This window comes from Streptomyces sp. NPDC055955 (genome assembly GCF_042270245.1).
Taxonomy (GTDB): Bacteria; Actinomycetota; Actinomycetes; order Streptomycetales; family Streptomycetaceae; genus Streptomyces.
On sequence record NZ_JBHJYS010000008.1, the window covers coordinates 77,365 to 91,360 of the forward strand.

A 13,996-nucleotide genomic window follows, 5' to 3' on the forward strand; every position below is an offset into this window, starting at 1 on the left:
GTCGTCATGCACGAGCCTCCGCGGTCGATGTCGCCTGTGCCGTCAGTTCACGGGCCCGGGCACGTGCCCAGGTCTCCGCTTCGAGGACGTCCGCGACGGTCAGGGAAGTTCCCGACGTCGCGGTCGAAGGTACGCCGTGTTCCTCGACGACCTTCGTGACGGTGTCCATGATGCCGTTGAACGGCAGCGCGCCGTTCAAGAACGCGTCCACGCACTCCTCGTTTGCGGCATTGAACACTGCCGGGGCCGTGCCCGCGAGCTCGCCGACGTGCCGGGCGAGTCCTACCGAGGGGAAGGCCTCGGTGTCGAGAGGGAAGAACTCCCAGCTCGACGCCTTCGTCCAGTCGAACGCGGGCGCCGCGTCGGGGATCCGCTCGGGCCAGCCGAGGCCGATGGCGATGGGTCCGCGCATGTCGGGCGGCGTGGCCTGGGCGAGGGTGGAGCCGTCCGTGAACTCGACCATGGAGTGCACGTACGACTGCGGGTGCACGACCACCTCGATCCGCTCGAACGGGATGTCGTAGAGGAGGTGCGCCTCGATCACCTCCAGGCCCTTGTTGACGAGAGTCGCCGAGTTGACGGTGATGACCGGTCCCATCGCCCAGGTCGGGTGCGCGAGCGCGTCCTCGGGCGTGACGTGTGCGAGGTCCGCCCTGGTCCGTCCCCGGAAGGGCCCGCCGGACGCGGTGACCACGAGCTTGCGGACGTCGGCGCGCTTGCCGGCCGCGAGGCCCTGGAAGAGCGCGGCGTGCTCGGAGTCGACCGGGATGATCTGGCCCGGCTTCGCGAGCGCCTTGACCAGGGGGCCGCCGACGATGAGCGACTCCTTGTTGGCGAGGGCGAGGGTGCGTCCGGCCTCCAGGGCGGCGAGTGTCGGGGCGAGGCCGATGGATCCGGTGATGCCGTTGAGCACCGTGTGGCAGGGGGAGGCGGCGAGCTGGGTGGCCGCGTCGGGTCCCGCCAGGATCTCGGGGAGCGGCTCGCCGTCGGCGTACTGCGCCCTCAGTGCCTCGCGCAGGGCGGGCACCACGTCTTCGCGCGCGACCGCGACGGTACGTACGCGCAGCTGCCTGGCCTGTTCGGCGAGCAGGCCGACCCGGCCGCCCGCGGCGGACAGCGCCGTGACCGCGAACCGGTCGGGGTTGCGCAGCACCAGGTCGATGGCCTGGGTGCCGATCGAGCCCGTGGAGCCGAGGATGACGACGTCCCGCGGGCCGTCCGAGCCGGCGGGGTCGAAGACGAGGTGCGGGTCCGCGAGGGGGGATGCGCTGTCGCTCATACCCCCCATTGTGGCGTGGCCTCCGGTCCTCCTGGACAGCGCGTCCCCCGGCGGTTCGTCATGGCTCGCGCCGGCGGCGGCCCTTCGGCGGGGCGGGCGGCTGCGGGGAGCCTGCGGGCGGCTCCGCCTCGCCCGGTGCGCCCTCGGCGGGGGCGGCTTCGAAGAGGCCTTCCTGCAGGCCCGCGGCGGTGTCCAGGGTGGGCGCGCTGAAGTGGAGACGTTCGGGGCGCCGGGCCGCGTCGAGGGCGTCGGAGGGGGGTGCGTCGGCGGTGGTGTCGAGGTTGAAGACGTAGCCGACGGACTCCTCCTTGATGGCGTCCATCATGGCCGCGAACAGGTCGAACCCCTCGCGTTCGTACTCGAAGATCGGCTCGCGGCCCAGCGTGTAGCGCAGCCCGATGCCCTCGCGGAGGTAGTCCATCTCGTAGAGGTGTTCGCGCCACTTGCGGTCCAGGACGGCGAGGACCACGACGCGCTCCAGCTCGCGCAGGGCGTCGGCGCCGAGTTCGCTCTCGCGCTCCTCGAAGCGCGCGTGGATGTCGTCGGTGACGGCTTCGACAAGACGGCCGGCGGTCAGGTCGGCACGCCCGCCCGCCTCCTCGTCGAGCTCCTCGGGGGTGACGCCGCACGGGTAGAGCTCGTGGAAGGCGGCCCAGAGCACGTCGAGATCCCACTCCTCCGGGTAGCCCTCGGCGGTCTCCTCGGTGATGTACGCCTTGATGGTGTCGTCCATGAACTGGAGGATCTGGGCGCGCAGGTCCTCGCCCTCCAGGACGCGGCGCCGCTCGCGGTAGATGAGGGTGCGCTGCCGGTTGAGGACCTCGTCGAACTTGAGGACGTCCTTACGGGCCTCGAAGTGCTGCTGCTCGACCTGGGACTGGGCGGAGGCGATGGCACGGGTGACCATCTTGGTCTCGATGGGCACGGACGCGGGGACGTCCGCCATCGCCATGACCCGGTCGACGAGCTGGGCGCGGAACAGGCGCATCAGGTCGTCCTCCAGGGACAGGTAGAAGCGGGACTGCCCGGGGTCGCCCTGGCGTCCCGAGCGGCCGCGCAGCTGGTTGTCGATGCGCCGGGACTCGTGCCGTTCGGTGCCGAGGACGTAGAGCCCGCCGAGCTCCGTCACCTCGGCGTGCTCGGCGGCGGCGGAGGCGGCGACGCTCTCCTCGACGGCGCGTCGCCGGTCGGGGTCGTCGTCCTCGCCGCCGCGTTCTCCGAGCGCGGCGGCGGTCATGGCCTCCGGGTTGCCGCCGAGCATGATGTCGGTGCCGCGGCCCGCCATGTTCGTGGCGACGGTGACGGCGCCCTTGCGGCCGGCCTGCGCGACGATCTGGGCCTCGCCGCGGTGGTTCTTGGCGTTGAGGACCTCGTGCCGGATGCCGTGCCTGCTGAGTTGCTCGGACAGGAGCTCGGACTTCTCGACGGAGGTGGTGCCGACGAGGACGGGCTGGCCGGCGGCGTGCTTCTCGGCGATGTCCTCGACGATCGCATCGAGTTTGGCGCGCTCGGTGCGGTAGATCAGGTCGGGTTCGTCGCGCCGGACCATCGGCCGGTTGGTGGGAATGGGCACGACGTGCAGCTTGTAGATCTGGTGGAATTCGGCGGCCTCGGTCATGGCGGTGCCGGTCATGCCACCGAGCTTGGAGTAGAGGCGGAAGAAGTTCTGCAGGGTGATCGTGGCGAGCGTCTGGTTCTCGGCCATGATGTCCACCCCTTCCTTGGCCTCGATGGCCTGGTGCAGGCCCTCGTTGTAGCGGCGGCCCGGCAGGAGGCGGCCGGTGTGCTCGTCGACGATGAGGACCTCGCCGTCGATGACGACGTAGTCCTTGTCGTTCTTGAAGTGCTCCTTGGCCTTGAGCGCGTTGTTCAGGTGCCCGATGAGCGGGGTGTGGGCCGCCTCGTAGAAGTTCTCGATGCCGAGCTGGTCCTCCAGGTAGGCGACCCCGCGGTCCAGGATCGCCACGGTCCGCTTCTTCGGGTCGTACTCGTAGTCGTACGTGGCCCGCAGCCCGGCGAGCCGGTCCTTGTCGGCCTGGGTGGTGAAGTGCTCGTCCTGGACCTTGACGCCGCTCATGTGCTGGACCAGGCCCGCGAAGACGCTGTACCAGCGGGTGGGCTGGTCGGCCGGTCCGGAGATGATCAGCGGCGTGCGGGCCTCGTCGATGAGGATCGAGTCCGCCTCGTCGACGATCGCGAAGTGGTGGCCGCGCTGCACCAGTTCGTCCTTCGTCCAGGCCATGTTGTCGCGCAGGTAGTCGAAGCCGAACTCGGTGTTGGTGCCGTACGTGATGTCGCAGGCGTACGCGGCACGGCGGTCGGCCGGGTCCATGTCGTTCTTGACCACACCGACGGTGAGGCCCATGAAGCGGTAGGCCCGGCCCATCCAGGCGGCGTCGCGCTCGGCGAGGTAGTCGTTGACGGTGACGAGGTGGACGCCCTTCCCGGCCAGGGCGTTGAGGTAGACGGGCAGGGTCGCGGCCAGGGTCTTGCCCTCGCCGGTCTGCATCTCGGCGATGTTGCCGAGGTGGAGCGCGGCGCCACCCATGAGCTGTACGTCGAAGTGGCGCATGCCGAGCGTGCGGCGCGCGGCCTCGCGGACGGCGGCGAAGGCCTCGGGCATGAGGTCGTCCAGGCTCTCGCCGTCGCTGTGGCGCTGCCTGAACTCCGTGGTGAGGGCCTGGAGCTCGGCGTCGGTGAGCGCGCGGATCTCCTCCTCGACCGAGTTGACCTGGTCGACGACGCGCTGGAGCCTGCGCAGGATCCTGCCTTCGCCGGCGCGCATGATCCTGGAGGTGATGCGGTTGAGTCCGGTACCTGCCACAGGAGCCTCCCCCCTGTACCCAATGTCTGCCTCGTGGGCCTTTGAGGCAAGGAGGCAGGACCGGTCACCATCCGGTCATGGTCCGGATGCAGTGAGTGAGGTGGGCGCTGAGGGTGCCGCGCCCGTAAAAGATCGCGCTCTGTCTCCGGGTCGGGAGACAGAGCGCGAGGACGGCGAAGACCACCGGCCAGAGTCCGAGGGGCCGTCTCTCCCGGGGCCTGTGGGCTTTGCGGTGGCCAAGACACCTGCGGGCCCCGGGGCGCGGTTCAGCGGATGGGACGGCGGACGTTCTCCCGCTTCGAGGGGCCGGGGGTCGCGTCCGCGATCCACGCGCCGTCGCCGCTCGGGTCGATGACACCCTCCTCCAGCCAGGTGTAGGACCCGCCGAGGACTCCCTTGGTGACCTTGCGGTCGCGTTCGTCGGTGTTGTGCCACAGACGCCCGAAGAGTTCGTCGACGCGGACGCGGGACTGGCTGCAGAACACGTCGGCGAGCTGGTAGGCCTCGCGGCCGTGTTCGCCGGTGGCGCGCAGGTGCTCGGCCCGCACGCAGGCCGCGCTCATCGCGAAGAGTTCGGCGCCGATGTCGACGATCCGGCCGAGGAAGCCCTGCTTGGTCTCCATCTTCCCCTGCCAGCGGGACATGGCGTAGAAGGTGGAACGGGCCAGCTTGCGCGCCGAGCGCTCCACGTAGCGCAGATGGCCGGAGAGGTCGACGTGGCCGTCGGGGTGGAACTCGCCGTAGGAGTTGGGGAGCTGGCCGGGCCCTGCGACGAGCTTCGGCAGCCAGCGTGCGTAGAAGCCGCCGGCCTTCGCGCCCGCCTTCGCCTTGTCGGACAGGGACTTCTCGGGGTCGATCAGGTCACCTGCGACCGACAGGTGCGCGTCCACGGCCTCGCGGGCGATGAGGAGATGCATGATCTCCGTCGAGCCCTCGAAGATGCGGTTGATCCGCAGGTCGCGCAGGAGCTGCTCGGCGGGGACGGCGCGTTCGCCGCGCGCGGCGAGGGACTCGGCGGTCTCGAAGCCGCGGCCGCCGCGGATCTGGACCAGCTCGTCGGCCATCAGACAGCCCATCTCGGAGCCGAAGAGCTTGGCGAGGGCGGCCTCGATACGGATGTCGTTGCGGTCCTCGTCGGCCATCTGGGAGGACAGGTCGACCACGGCTTCGAGCGCGAAGGTCGTGGCGGCGATGAACGAGATCTTCTGGCCGACCGCCTCGTGGAACGCGACCGGCTTGCCCCACTGCTCGCGGGCGCCCGACCACTCGCGGGCGATCTTCAGGCACCACTTGCCCGCGCCCACGCACATCGCGGGCAGCGAGAGCCGGCCCGTGTTGAGGGTGGTGAGGGCGATCTTGAGGCCGGCGCCCTCGGGGCCGATGCGGTTCGCGGCCGGGACCCGGACCCGGTGGAAGCGGGTCACACCGTTCTCCAGGCCGCGCAGGCCCATGAAGGCGTTGCGGTTCTCCACCGTGATCCCCTCGGAGTCGGCCTCGACGACGAAGGCCGTGATGCCGCCCTTGCTCCCCTCCGTCTTCGGCACCCGCGCCATGACGACGAGCAGGTCGGCGACCACGCCGTTCGTCGTCCACAGCTTCACGCCGTCGAGGACGTACGAGTCCCCGTCGGGCACCGCGGTCGTGGCGAGGCGCGCCGGGTCCGAGCCGACGTCGGGCTCGGTCAGCAGGAACGCGGTGATGTCGGTGCGGGCGCAGCGCGGCAGGAAGGCGTCCTTCTGCTCCTGTGTTCCGAAGATCTTCAGCGGCTGCGGCACACCGATGGACTGGTGGGCCGACAGGAGGGCGCCGATCGCGGGGTTCGCGGAGCCGACCAGGGCGAGGGCCTTGTTGTAGTAGACCTGCGTGAGGCCGAGGCCGCCGTACTTGATGTCGATCTTCATGCCGAGGGCGCCGAGCTCCTTGAGCCCGTTGATCACCTCGTCGGGGATCCGCGCCTCACGCTCGATGCGGGCCGAGTCGATGCGCGTCTCGCAGAAGTCGCGCAGTTTGGCGAGGAACTCCTCGCCGCGCCGGACGTCCTCGCCCGCCGGCTGTGGATGGGGGTGGATCAGGTCCAGCCTGAAGCGCCCGAGGAAGAGCTCCTTGGCGAAGCTCGGCTTGCGCCAGCCCTGTTCGCGCGCCGCCTCGGCGACCTGCCGGGCTTCACGTTCCGTCACGGATGGCTGCTGGGAAGTTGGGGCCGCCATGGGGATCACCTCGCCGCGAGTAGGGGCCGTTCGGCATCGACTACCGACGGGTGCTACTCGGTCGTATGTACCCGAAAACCGGCAACCCGACCACCCCTCGCGCACCGATCGGGTCATCGGCGGCGGCATCCGGGGGACATGGGTCAGCCGGGCCTGTCGTCAAACGAAGGCCCGGGAACGCGGACGGCCGGAGCCCCCGCACAGTGGGCTCCGGCCGTCCATGGCCGGCGTACGGATCAGGCGTACGCCGGAGTCTTGCTGGGTCCTACAGGGCGAGGCCCGTCAGGACGAGCACGCGCTCGTACGTGTAGTCGTCCATCGCGTAGCGCACGCCCTCGCGGCCCACGCCGGACTGCTTGGCGCCGCCGTACGGCATCTGGTCCGCGCGGTAGGACGGGACGTCGCCGATGACCACACCGCCGACCTCGAGGGCACGGTGGGCGCGGAACGCGGTCTGCAGGTCGTGCGTGAACACGCCCGCCTGGAGGCCGTACTTGGAGTCGTTGACCGCGGCGAAGGCCTCGGCCTCGCCGTCGACCTTCTTCACCGTGAGGACCGGCCCGAAGACCTCCTCGCAGGAGATCGTCACGTCGGCCGGCACGTCGGCGAGGACGGTCGGGGCGTACGTGGCGCCCTCGCGCTTGCCGCCCGCGAGCAGCGAGGCGCCCGCGGCGACGGCCTCGTCGACCCAGGCCTCCACGCGCTTGGCGGCGTCCTCGCTGACCAGCGGGCCGACGTCGGTGGCGTCGTCCGCGGGGTCACCGGTGACCTGCGCCTCGACGGCCGCGACGATCTTCGGCAGGAGCCGCTCGTACAGGGAGGCGTCGGCGATGACGCGCTGCACGGAGATGCAGGACTGGCCGCCCTGGTAGTTGGAGAAGGTGGCGATGCGGGTCGCCGCCCAGTCCAGGTCCTCGTCGGAGGCCCAGTCGCCGAGGACGACGGCCGCGCCGTTGCCGCCGAGCTCCAGCGTGCAGTGCTTGCGCGGCACGCTGTCCATGATCGCGTAGCCGACCGGGCCCGAGCCGGTGAAGGAGATGACCGGCAGGCGCTCGTCCTGGACCAGGGCGGGCATGCGGTCGTTCGGGACCGTGAGGACGGACCAGGAACCGGCCGGGAGGTCCGTCTCGGCGAGCAGCTCGCCGAGGATCAGCGAGGAGATCGGCGTGGCCGGGGCCGGCTTGAGGATGATCGGGGCGCCGACGGCGATGGCCGGGGCGACCTTGTGTGCGCTGAGGTTCAGCGGGAAGTTGAACGGCGCGATGCCGAGGACCACGCCGTGCGGAATGCGGCGGGTCAGGGCGAGCCGGCCGGTGCCGCCCGCGTCGGTGTCCAGGCGCTGGGCCTCGCCGCCGTTGAAGCGGCGGGCCTCTTCGGCGGAGAAGCGGAAGACGGAGACGGCACGGCCGACCTCGCCGCGCGCCCACTTGATGGGCTTGCCGTTCTCGGCGGAGATCAGCTGGGCGATCTCCTCGGTGCGCTCGGTCAGCCGGTCGGCCACGTGGTTGAGGGCCTTGGCCCGTACGTGGGCGGGGGTGGCGGCGAACTCGTCGCGGACGGCGTACGCGGCGGCGACGGCTTCCTCGACCTGCGCGTCCGTGGGCACGCTGACCTTGCCGACCAGCCGACCGTCGTAGGAGTTGGTGACGTCGAAGGTGGCGTCACCGGTGGCCTCGCGGCCCGCGAGCCAGAAGGCGTGAGTGGCGGTCATAGTCGGTCCCGGCCCTTCCGCAGTGGGTGTGTACTGGGGTCTTTCCGGACCAACGGTAGGCGGGCCCGGCCGGAGCCGTGTTTGTCCGACGTGTCGGAGTCCGCGAGCGCGGCGCGCCTCTTTGGCAGAGGCGGGTGCGGGTTCTGTCCTGAAGGGCGGGCCGAGGGGGCCTATTCGCCGCCCGCGCCCGTCGCCTTGAGGGCCAGCCACAGCTCCATGCGCACGTCCGGGTCGTCGAGCGAACGGCCGAGGATCTCCTCGACCCGGCGCATCCGGTAGCGCAGGGTGTGGCGGTGCACGCCGAGGTCGGCGGCGGCCGCGTCCCACTGGCCGTGCCGCGACAGCCAGGCGCGCAGCGACGCCACGAGGTCGCCACGGCCGGTCGCGTCGTGGTCCTTCAGGGCCCGCAGGAGGCCGTCGGCGAAGGCGCGTACGGCGTCGTCGGCGAGCAGCGGCACGACGGAGCCGGCCGCGACCTCCTCGTGCTCGACGAGGGCGCGCCCGCGCCGCCGGGCGACCGACAGGGCCTGCTCGGCCTGCTTGTACGCGGTCGCGGCGGCGATCGGCCCGGCCGGTGCGGACAGGCCGACCACGAGTTCGTCGTCCTCGCCCGTGCCGCCCTGCTCGCGCTGGGTCAGGCGGGCGGTCTCCAGAGCCTCGGCGTACTGGGTGCAGGCTCCCGTGGCCGCGCCGCCGTCGGCGGCGAGCAGGACGAGCCGGTCCCCGTCGGGCACCACGAGGACGGCCTCGCCGGAGCGGGCCGCGGCGGCCTCCACGACGTCGGCGAGCCCCGTGAGCGGGTCGCCGGGGGCGGCGACGGCCGCCGTCCCCGTGCCCGGCGCGGGCCGCTCCGGCTTGTCGAGGGCCACGCGCGCGTGCCCGTCGGCGTGCGCACGGCCCGCCGACGCGGACGCGACCTCGGCGACGATCATCCGGAAGGGCGCGTCGAGCAGCCCTCCGTACAGGTCTCCCGCGACGGTCCTGGCGTGCTCGGGCTCCCCGGCGAGGAGCATCCGCAGGACCGCGGCACCGATGCGCTGCTCGGCGGAGTGCAGCGAACGGGAGCGCTCGGTGGTGAGGGTGAGCAGGGCGATGGCGGAGTGCAGCGCGTAGCGCTCGGCGGTGCCGAGGGCCGCGGCGGTGCCCACGGCGAGCGCGGCGCGGGGCCTGCGTCCGGTGCCGAGCGAGTGCAGTTCCACGCGGTCCTCGTCGCCGCCGTCCTGCTGGTCGCTGCCGCCCACCACGGCGCTGGCCGGGGCGGGCCGCTCGCGCAGCCGCTCGACGTCGGCGACGAGCCGGGCCGCCCGGCGCCCGGCCCACTCCGGCGCGGCGGCGACGACGGCGCCCGAGGCGTCGTACAGCGCGGCCCAGCCGTCGACCTGGCCGGCGAGCGCGCCGAGCAGCCCCTCGGGGCCGCCGCTCAGTGCCTGCTTGGTCAGCTCGCGCTGGGCGGCGAACCCCGCGGTGACGGCGCGGTACTGGTCGGCGGCGATGGCGGCGGAGACGGCCTTGCTGATGGCGATGAAGGGGGTGCGGCGCGGCACTTCGAGGAGCGGGAACCCCTCCTCTCGCGCCGCGTCGACGAGAGCCTGCGGCACCGCGTCGTAGTTGACGCCGACGGCGAAGCCGAGCCCGACGACCCCGGCGCCGGCGAGCCGCTTCACATAGCGACGCATCGCGTCCGGGTCCTCCGCGTCCAGTTTGAGCGCGGTGAACAGGAGCAGCTCGCCGCCTTCCATGTACGGCACGGGGTCGGCGAGCTCACTGACGTGGGCCCAGCGCACGGCGGTGTCCAGCCGTTCCTCCCCGGCGCGCACGGTCAGCTTGAGCGCGGAGTGGTGGACGAGGGAGGCGAGCGTGGGCGGCATGAGGCCTTCAGGTGTGGGACAGATGGTGCTCGGGTGGGGGGTGGATCCTGTGGATCTTTTGGCCGGTACGTATGAACGACCAGTGTCGATTCTGCCTCACCGTACGTACGTCCGCGGCCTCCCCCACTCACCGGGCCGCCTCAGTCGCGCAGGTCCACCAGGAGCGGCGGCGCGTGCTCGCCCCGCACCGTCGTCAGGGACAGGACGGCGTGGCCGGGCGGAACGGCGTGCGCCAGTTCGGAGGCGGACCAGCGCTCGCGCTCGACCTGGCGGACGGTGACGGCCCGTGCGGTCGGCGCGTTGCCGGTGATGACGCGGCGCAGCATGTGGACGGTCTTGCCGAGCGGGGTCTCCGCGATGATCTGCCGGTCGGTGACGTCCCGGGTCTCGGTCCACTCCTTGCCCCACACCTCGGCGAAGTCCTGGCCGTCCCACGGGGTGAGGCCGGACAGGGCCATGCGGCAGCCGACGGCGCCGAGCAGGGGTCCGCGCAGGGGCCGCGGCACGTCGTCGAGGGTGCGCAGGGTCAGGACGGCGCCCGCGTTCGCGGACCGCAGCCGCTGGATGCCGCGCACGGCCTGCGGGGTCACGGCGCCGGTCGCGTCGTCCAGGATCAGGCAGGCGAAGAGCGAGCGGTCGTCGCGGACGGACGCGCTGGCGACGAACTGGGCGAGCACGAGGCGCGCGAGGATCCGCGACGCGTCGGCGTGCCCGCGTTCGGGCAGGTCGATGCGGACGCGTACGGGGTGGTCGAGGGCGCGCAGGGAGAACGGCCTGCCCCGGCCCGTCGTGTCGAAGAACGAGGCGAACGCGGGCCGGTCGAGGAGTGCCACCCGGTCGGCGAGCACCGCGCCCACGTCTCCCGGGTGCCCCAGCTGCCGCTCGCGTGCGTCGAGCTCGCGGATCATCGCCTCGTGCCCCGCGTCGGTGAGCGCCTGCCGCAGCGCGGCGAGCGGCTCCGGGGCGCCGTCGAGGAGGCGGCGCAGCTCGGGCACGGAGGGGAAGCAGCCGTGGACGGCGTGGTACGGCCCGATGAGCTGGGCGATGACGGTGGTGGAGCGGCGGCTGTCGCCGCCGGGGTGCGGGTCGGCGAGGTCTCCGACGAGGGCCTCGGCGAGCACCGCCGCGGCCTCGTCCGGGTCGCTCGTGCCGCCGTACAGGTCCAGGTCGTGGACGGACTCGGGGTGGCCGATGCGGATGACGACGTCGTAGCCGTCGGCGGCGCCCAGGCCGGCCCCCGCGGGGCCGACGACCACGACGGCGGCGCGGCCGGCCAGGGCGCCCAGACACAGGGACTCGGCGAGCGGCCAGACGACGCTGCCGGTCTTGCCGGCCCCCGCGGGGCCGACGGCGAGGAGCGAGGTGCCGAGCAGATCGGGCCCGAACGCGAGGCCCGTGCCGCGATAGGCGTAGGGGTTGCGCGGGTCGTCGGCGGTCGTGCCGATCCTGACCTGGGCGGTGGCGAGGTCGTGGCGGGCGGAGCGGGCGGGCAGGTCGCGTGCGCCGGAGGGGTGCAGGCAGGCGGCGGCGCCGTCCTTCACGACGGCCGCGCTGAACGAGGCGAGGGGGTGGCTGCCGCGGCGCACGCCCTGCCAGGCACGGGCGATCCGGGCCTGGTCCACGTCGCGCATCAGCCCGGCGCGGGCGTCGGCGGCGAGCCGGTCGGCGGCGGCGTCGGCGCCCGCGGCCCGGAGCTGGGGCCAGCGTGCCGGGTCCTCCTCGGGCGCGGGCGGGCGTTCCTGGGCGACGGGGACGGCCTTGCGCCAGGCCGGCAGGCCGTAGCGGCGCCAGACCTCACCCCAGCGGCCCAGCCGGCCGACGGCGATCATGATGCCGACGGCGAACACGGCGTAGTACAGGTAGACCACGACGACCGAGCCGACGGAGTGCGGCTGGGCCCAGGAGTCGGGGATCATCGCGTACAGCGGGAGCAGCCACCAGCCGCCGAGGTAGCCGTTCCAGAGCAGCGACCACACGAGCCACCCCACGAGGAACGCGATCACCGCTCCGCCGAGGAGCTGCCGGGCCGGGATCACCTCGGGTTCCTGCGCGGGCCTCGGCCGGTGCGCGAACCGCCAGATGCCCGGTTCGGCCGCGGGCCGCGGGGCTCGCAGCCACCCGAGGAAGGCGGCCCCGACAGCCCCGCCGGACGCTCCGGCGGCGCCGGGGGCGTGCGTGGGGCGGGGCGGCGGGGCGGCGGGGCCCGCGGGCGAACCGATGCCCGCTCCCCCGCCGGTTCCCCCATCGGCCGATAGCGCCGGAGGCGTCGCCGGCCCCGCGGGGCGCGGCACCGGTGTGGCGTGTGTGCCACGAGCGTCGTGCGTGCCGCCAGCGCCCTGCGTGCCGTCGGTGTCCATTGCCCTTGCCCCCTGACCTGCCGGTCTGCGTGTCCGCGGGTCAATCTAGTGCCCCCGCAGGGGGAGTTCACCGGTTACGCGGCCGGACCTGGGGCGATCCCCGCGGCGCGGCCCTATGTCCACGGCGGACAACGCAATCCGCGAACCGCGCCCGGATGGAGCATGCCCCACCCCGCCCCTCGCCCCTAACCTGCGAAGAAAGCACCCGAAACACCCCCAGGAGCCCCGCATGAGCGCAGTCCCGCAGGAGCGCCGCGTCGTCACCGCCATCCCCGGTCCGAAGTCGCAGGAGCTGCAGGCCCGACGTAACGCCGTGGTCGCGGCCGGCGTGGGCTCCACGCTGCCGGTCTTCACCGCCCGCGCCGGCGGCGGCATCATCGAGGACGTCGACGGCAACCGCCTGATCGACTTCGGTTCCGGCATCGCCGTGACCTCGGTCGGCGCCTCCGCCGAGGCCGTCGTGCGCCGCGCCTCCGCCCAGCTGCAGGACTTCACCCACACCTGTTTCATGGTCACGCCGTACGAGGGCTACGTGGCCGTCGCCGAGGCGCTGGCCGAGCTCACGCCGGGTGACCACGCCAAGAAGTCCGCGCTGTTCAACTCCGGCGCCGAGGCCGTCGAGAACGCCGTCAAGATCGCCCGTGCGTACACCAAGCGCCAGGCCGTCGTCGTCTTCGACCACGGCTACCACGGCCGTACGAACCTGACGATGGCGCTGACCAGCAAGAACATGCCGTACAAGAACGGCTTCGGCCCGTTCGCGCCCGAGGTCTACCGCGTGCCGGTGGCCTACGGCTACCGCTGGCTGACCGGCGCCGAGAACGCGGGCGCCGAGGCCTCCGCCCAGGCGATCGACCAGATCACCAAGCAGATCGGCGCCGACAACGTCGCCGCGATCATCATCGAGCCGGTCCTCGGCGAGGGCGGCTTCATCGAGCCGGCGAAGGGCTTCCTGCCCGCGATCCGCCAGTTCGCCGCGGACAACGGCATCGTCTTCGTCGCGGACGAGATCCAGTCCGGCTTCTGCCGCACCGGCCAGTGGTTCGCGTGCGAGGACGAGGGCATCGTCCCCGACCTGATCACGACCGCCAAGGGCATCGCGGGCGGCCTGCCGCTCGCCGCCGTGACGGGCCGCGCCGAGATCATGGACGCCGCGCACGCGGGCGGCCTCGGCGGCACCTACGGCGGTAACCCGGTGGCCTGCGCCGGTGCGCTCGGCGCCATCGAGACCATGAAGGAGCTCGACCTCAACGCCAAGGCGAAGAACATCGAGGCCATCATGAAGGCCCGCCTCGCCACCATGGCCGAGAAGTTCGACATCATCGGCGACATCCGTGGCCGTGGCGCGATGATCGCCATCGAGCTCGTCAAGGACAAGGACACCAAGGAGCCGCACCCGGCGGCCGCCGCCGCGCTCGCCAAGGCCTGCCACGCCGAGGGTCTGCTGGTCCTCACCTGCGGCACCTACGGCAACGTGCTGCGCTTCCTTCCCCCGCTCGTCATCGGTGACGACCTGCTCAACGAGGGCCTGGACATCATCGAGACCGCGCTCGCGGGCGTCTGAGCCGCTCCGGCGACTTCGGGCAACGGTCAGGGCGTGTGAAGAACGTGTGCGGGGCCGATGACGGGTTGCCGTTCCGGCTGTCGGACACCCACGCCCTGCCGTACGGTTTCTGCAGATGAGAGAAACACCCCGCCCACAGGGGACTGTGGGCGAAACCGGGACGGAGCCTCCCCAGCCCCGCCCTGG

General features: G+C 72.5%; 7 protein-coding genes. 1 reads left to right on the forward strand and 6 read right to left on the reverse strand.

Translation table 11 applies throughout. From position 1 onward, the window contains the following. Positions 1 to 4: 4 nt before the first annotated feature. The 6 genes from dxr to ACFC96_RS18015 form a co-directional block, all read right to left on the reverse strand. Positions 5 to 1,279: a 1-deoxy-D-xylulose-5-phosphate reductoisomerase gene (dxr, locus tag ACFC96_RS17990; RefSeq protein ID WP_376259068.1), complete on the reverse strand. Its 1,275-nt coding sequence runs from the start codon at positions 1,277 to 1,279 to the stop codon at positions 5 to 7. Positions 1,280 to 1,337: 58 nt separating this feature from the next. Then, a complete protein-coding gene (gene secA, locus ACFC96_RS17995) occupies positions 1,338 to 4,064 on the reverse strand; it encodes a preprotein translocase subunit SecA (RefSeq protein WP_376613269.1) in 2,727 nt (908 codons plus the stop codon). Positions 4,065 to 4,369: 305 nt separating this feature from the next. Beyond that, positions 4,370 to 6,310, reverse strand: coding sequence for an acyl-CoA dehydrogenase family protein (locus tag ACFC96_RS18000; RefSeq protein ID WP_376613087.1), 1,941 nt, complete (start codon positions 6,308 to 6,310; stop codon positions 4,370 to 4,372). A gap of 265 nt (positions 6,311 to 6,575) precedes the next feature. Continuing rightward, positions 6,576 to 8,021, reverse strand: a complete 1,446-nt coding sequence (locus tag ACFC96_RS18005; protein ID WP_376259073.1) for an aldehyde dehydrogenase family protein — start codon at positions 8,019 to 8,021, stop codon at positions 6,576 to 6,578. A gap of 170 nt (positions 8,022 to 8,191) precedes the next feature. Further along, complete coding sequence (locus ACFC96_RS18010) at positions 8,192 to 9,889, reverse strand: PucR family transcriptional regulator (RefSeq protein WP_376259075.1); 1,698 nt, start codon at positions 9,887 to 9,889, stop codon at positions 8,192 to 8,194. A gap of 140 nt (positions 9,890 to 10,029) precedes the next feature. After that, positions 10,030 to 12,246, reverse strand: a complete 2,217-nt coding sequence (locus tag ACFC96_RS18015; protein ID WP_376259077.1) for an ATP-binding protein — start codon at positions 12,244 to 12,246, stop codon at positions 10,030 to 10,032. 229 nt (positions 12,247 to 12,475) lie between these two features. Here ACFC96_RS18015 and gabT point away from each other — a divergent pair, with 229 nt between their 5' ends. Next, positions 12,476 to 13,810 (forward strand): 4-aminobutyrate--2-oxoglutarate transaminase, encoded by a 1,335-nt coding sequence (gabT, locus tag ACFC96_RS18020; protein ID WP_376613088.1) that lies wholly within the window; start codon positions 12,476 to 12,478, stop codon positions 13,808 to 13,810. The last annotated feature ends 186 nt before the right edge of the window (positions 13,811 to 13,996 follow it).

Coding starts and splice junctions, on each gene's coding strand:
- dxr (WP_376259068.1), bottom strand. CDS start 1,279: ATGAGCGACAGCGCATCCCCCCTCGCGGACCCGCACCTCGTCTTCGAC.
- secA (WP_376613269.1), bottom strand. CDS start 4,064: ATGCGCGCCGGCGAAGGCAGGATCCTGCGCAGGCTCCAGCGCGTCGTC.
- ACFC96_RS18000 (WP_376613087.1), bottom strand. CDS start 6,310: ATGGCGGCCCCAACTTCCCAGCAGCCATCCGTGACGGAACGTGAAGCC.
- ACFC96_RS18005 (WP_376259073.1), bottom strand. CDS start 8,021: ATGACCGCCACTCACGCCTTCTGGCTCGCGGGCCGCGAGGCCACCGGT.
- ACFC96_RS18010 (WP_376259075.1), bottom strand. CDS start 9,889: ATGCCGCCCACGCTCGCCTCCCTCGTCCACCACTCCGCGCTCAAGCTG.
- ACFC96_RS18015 (WP_376259077.1), bottom strand. CDS start 12,246: ATGGACACCGACGGCACGCAGGGCGCTGGCGGCACGCACGACGCTCGT.
- gabT (WP_376613088.1), top strand. CDS start 12,476: ATGAGCGCAGTCCCGCAGGAGCGCCGCGTCGTCACCGCCATCCCCGGT.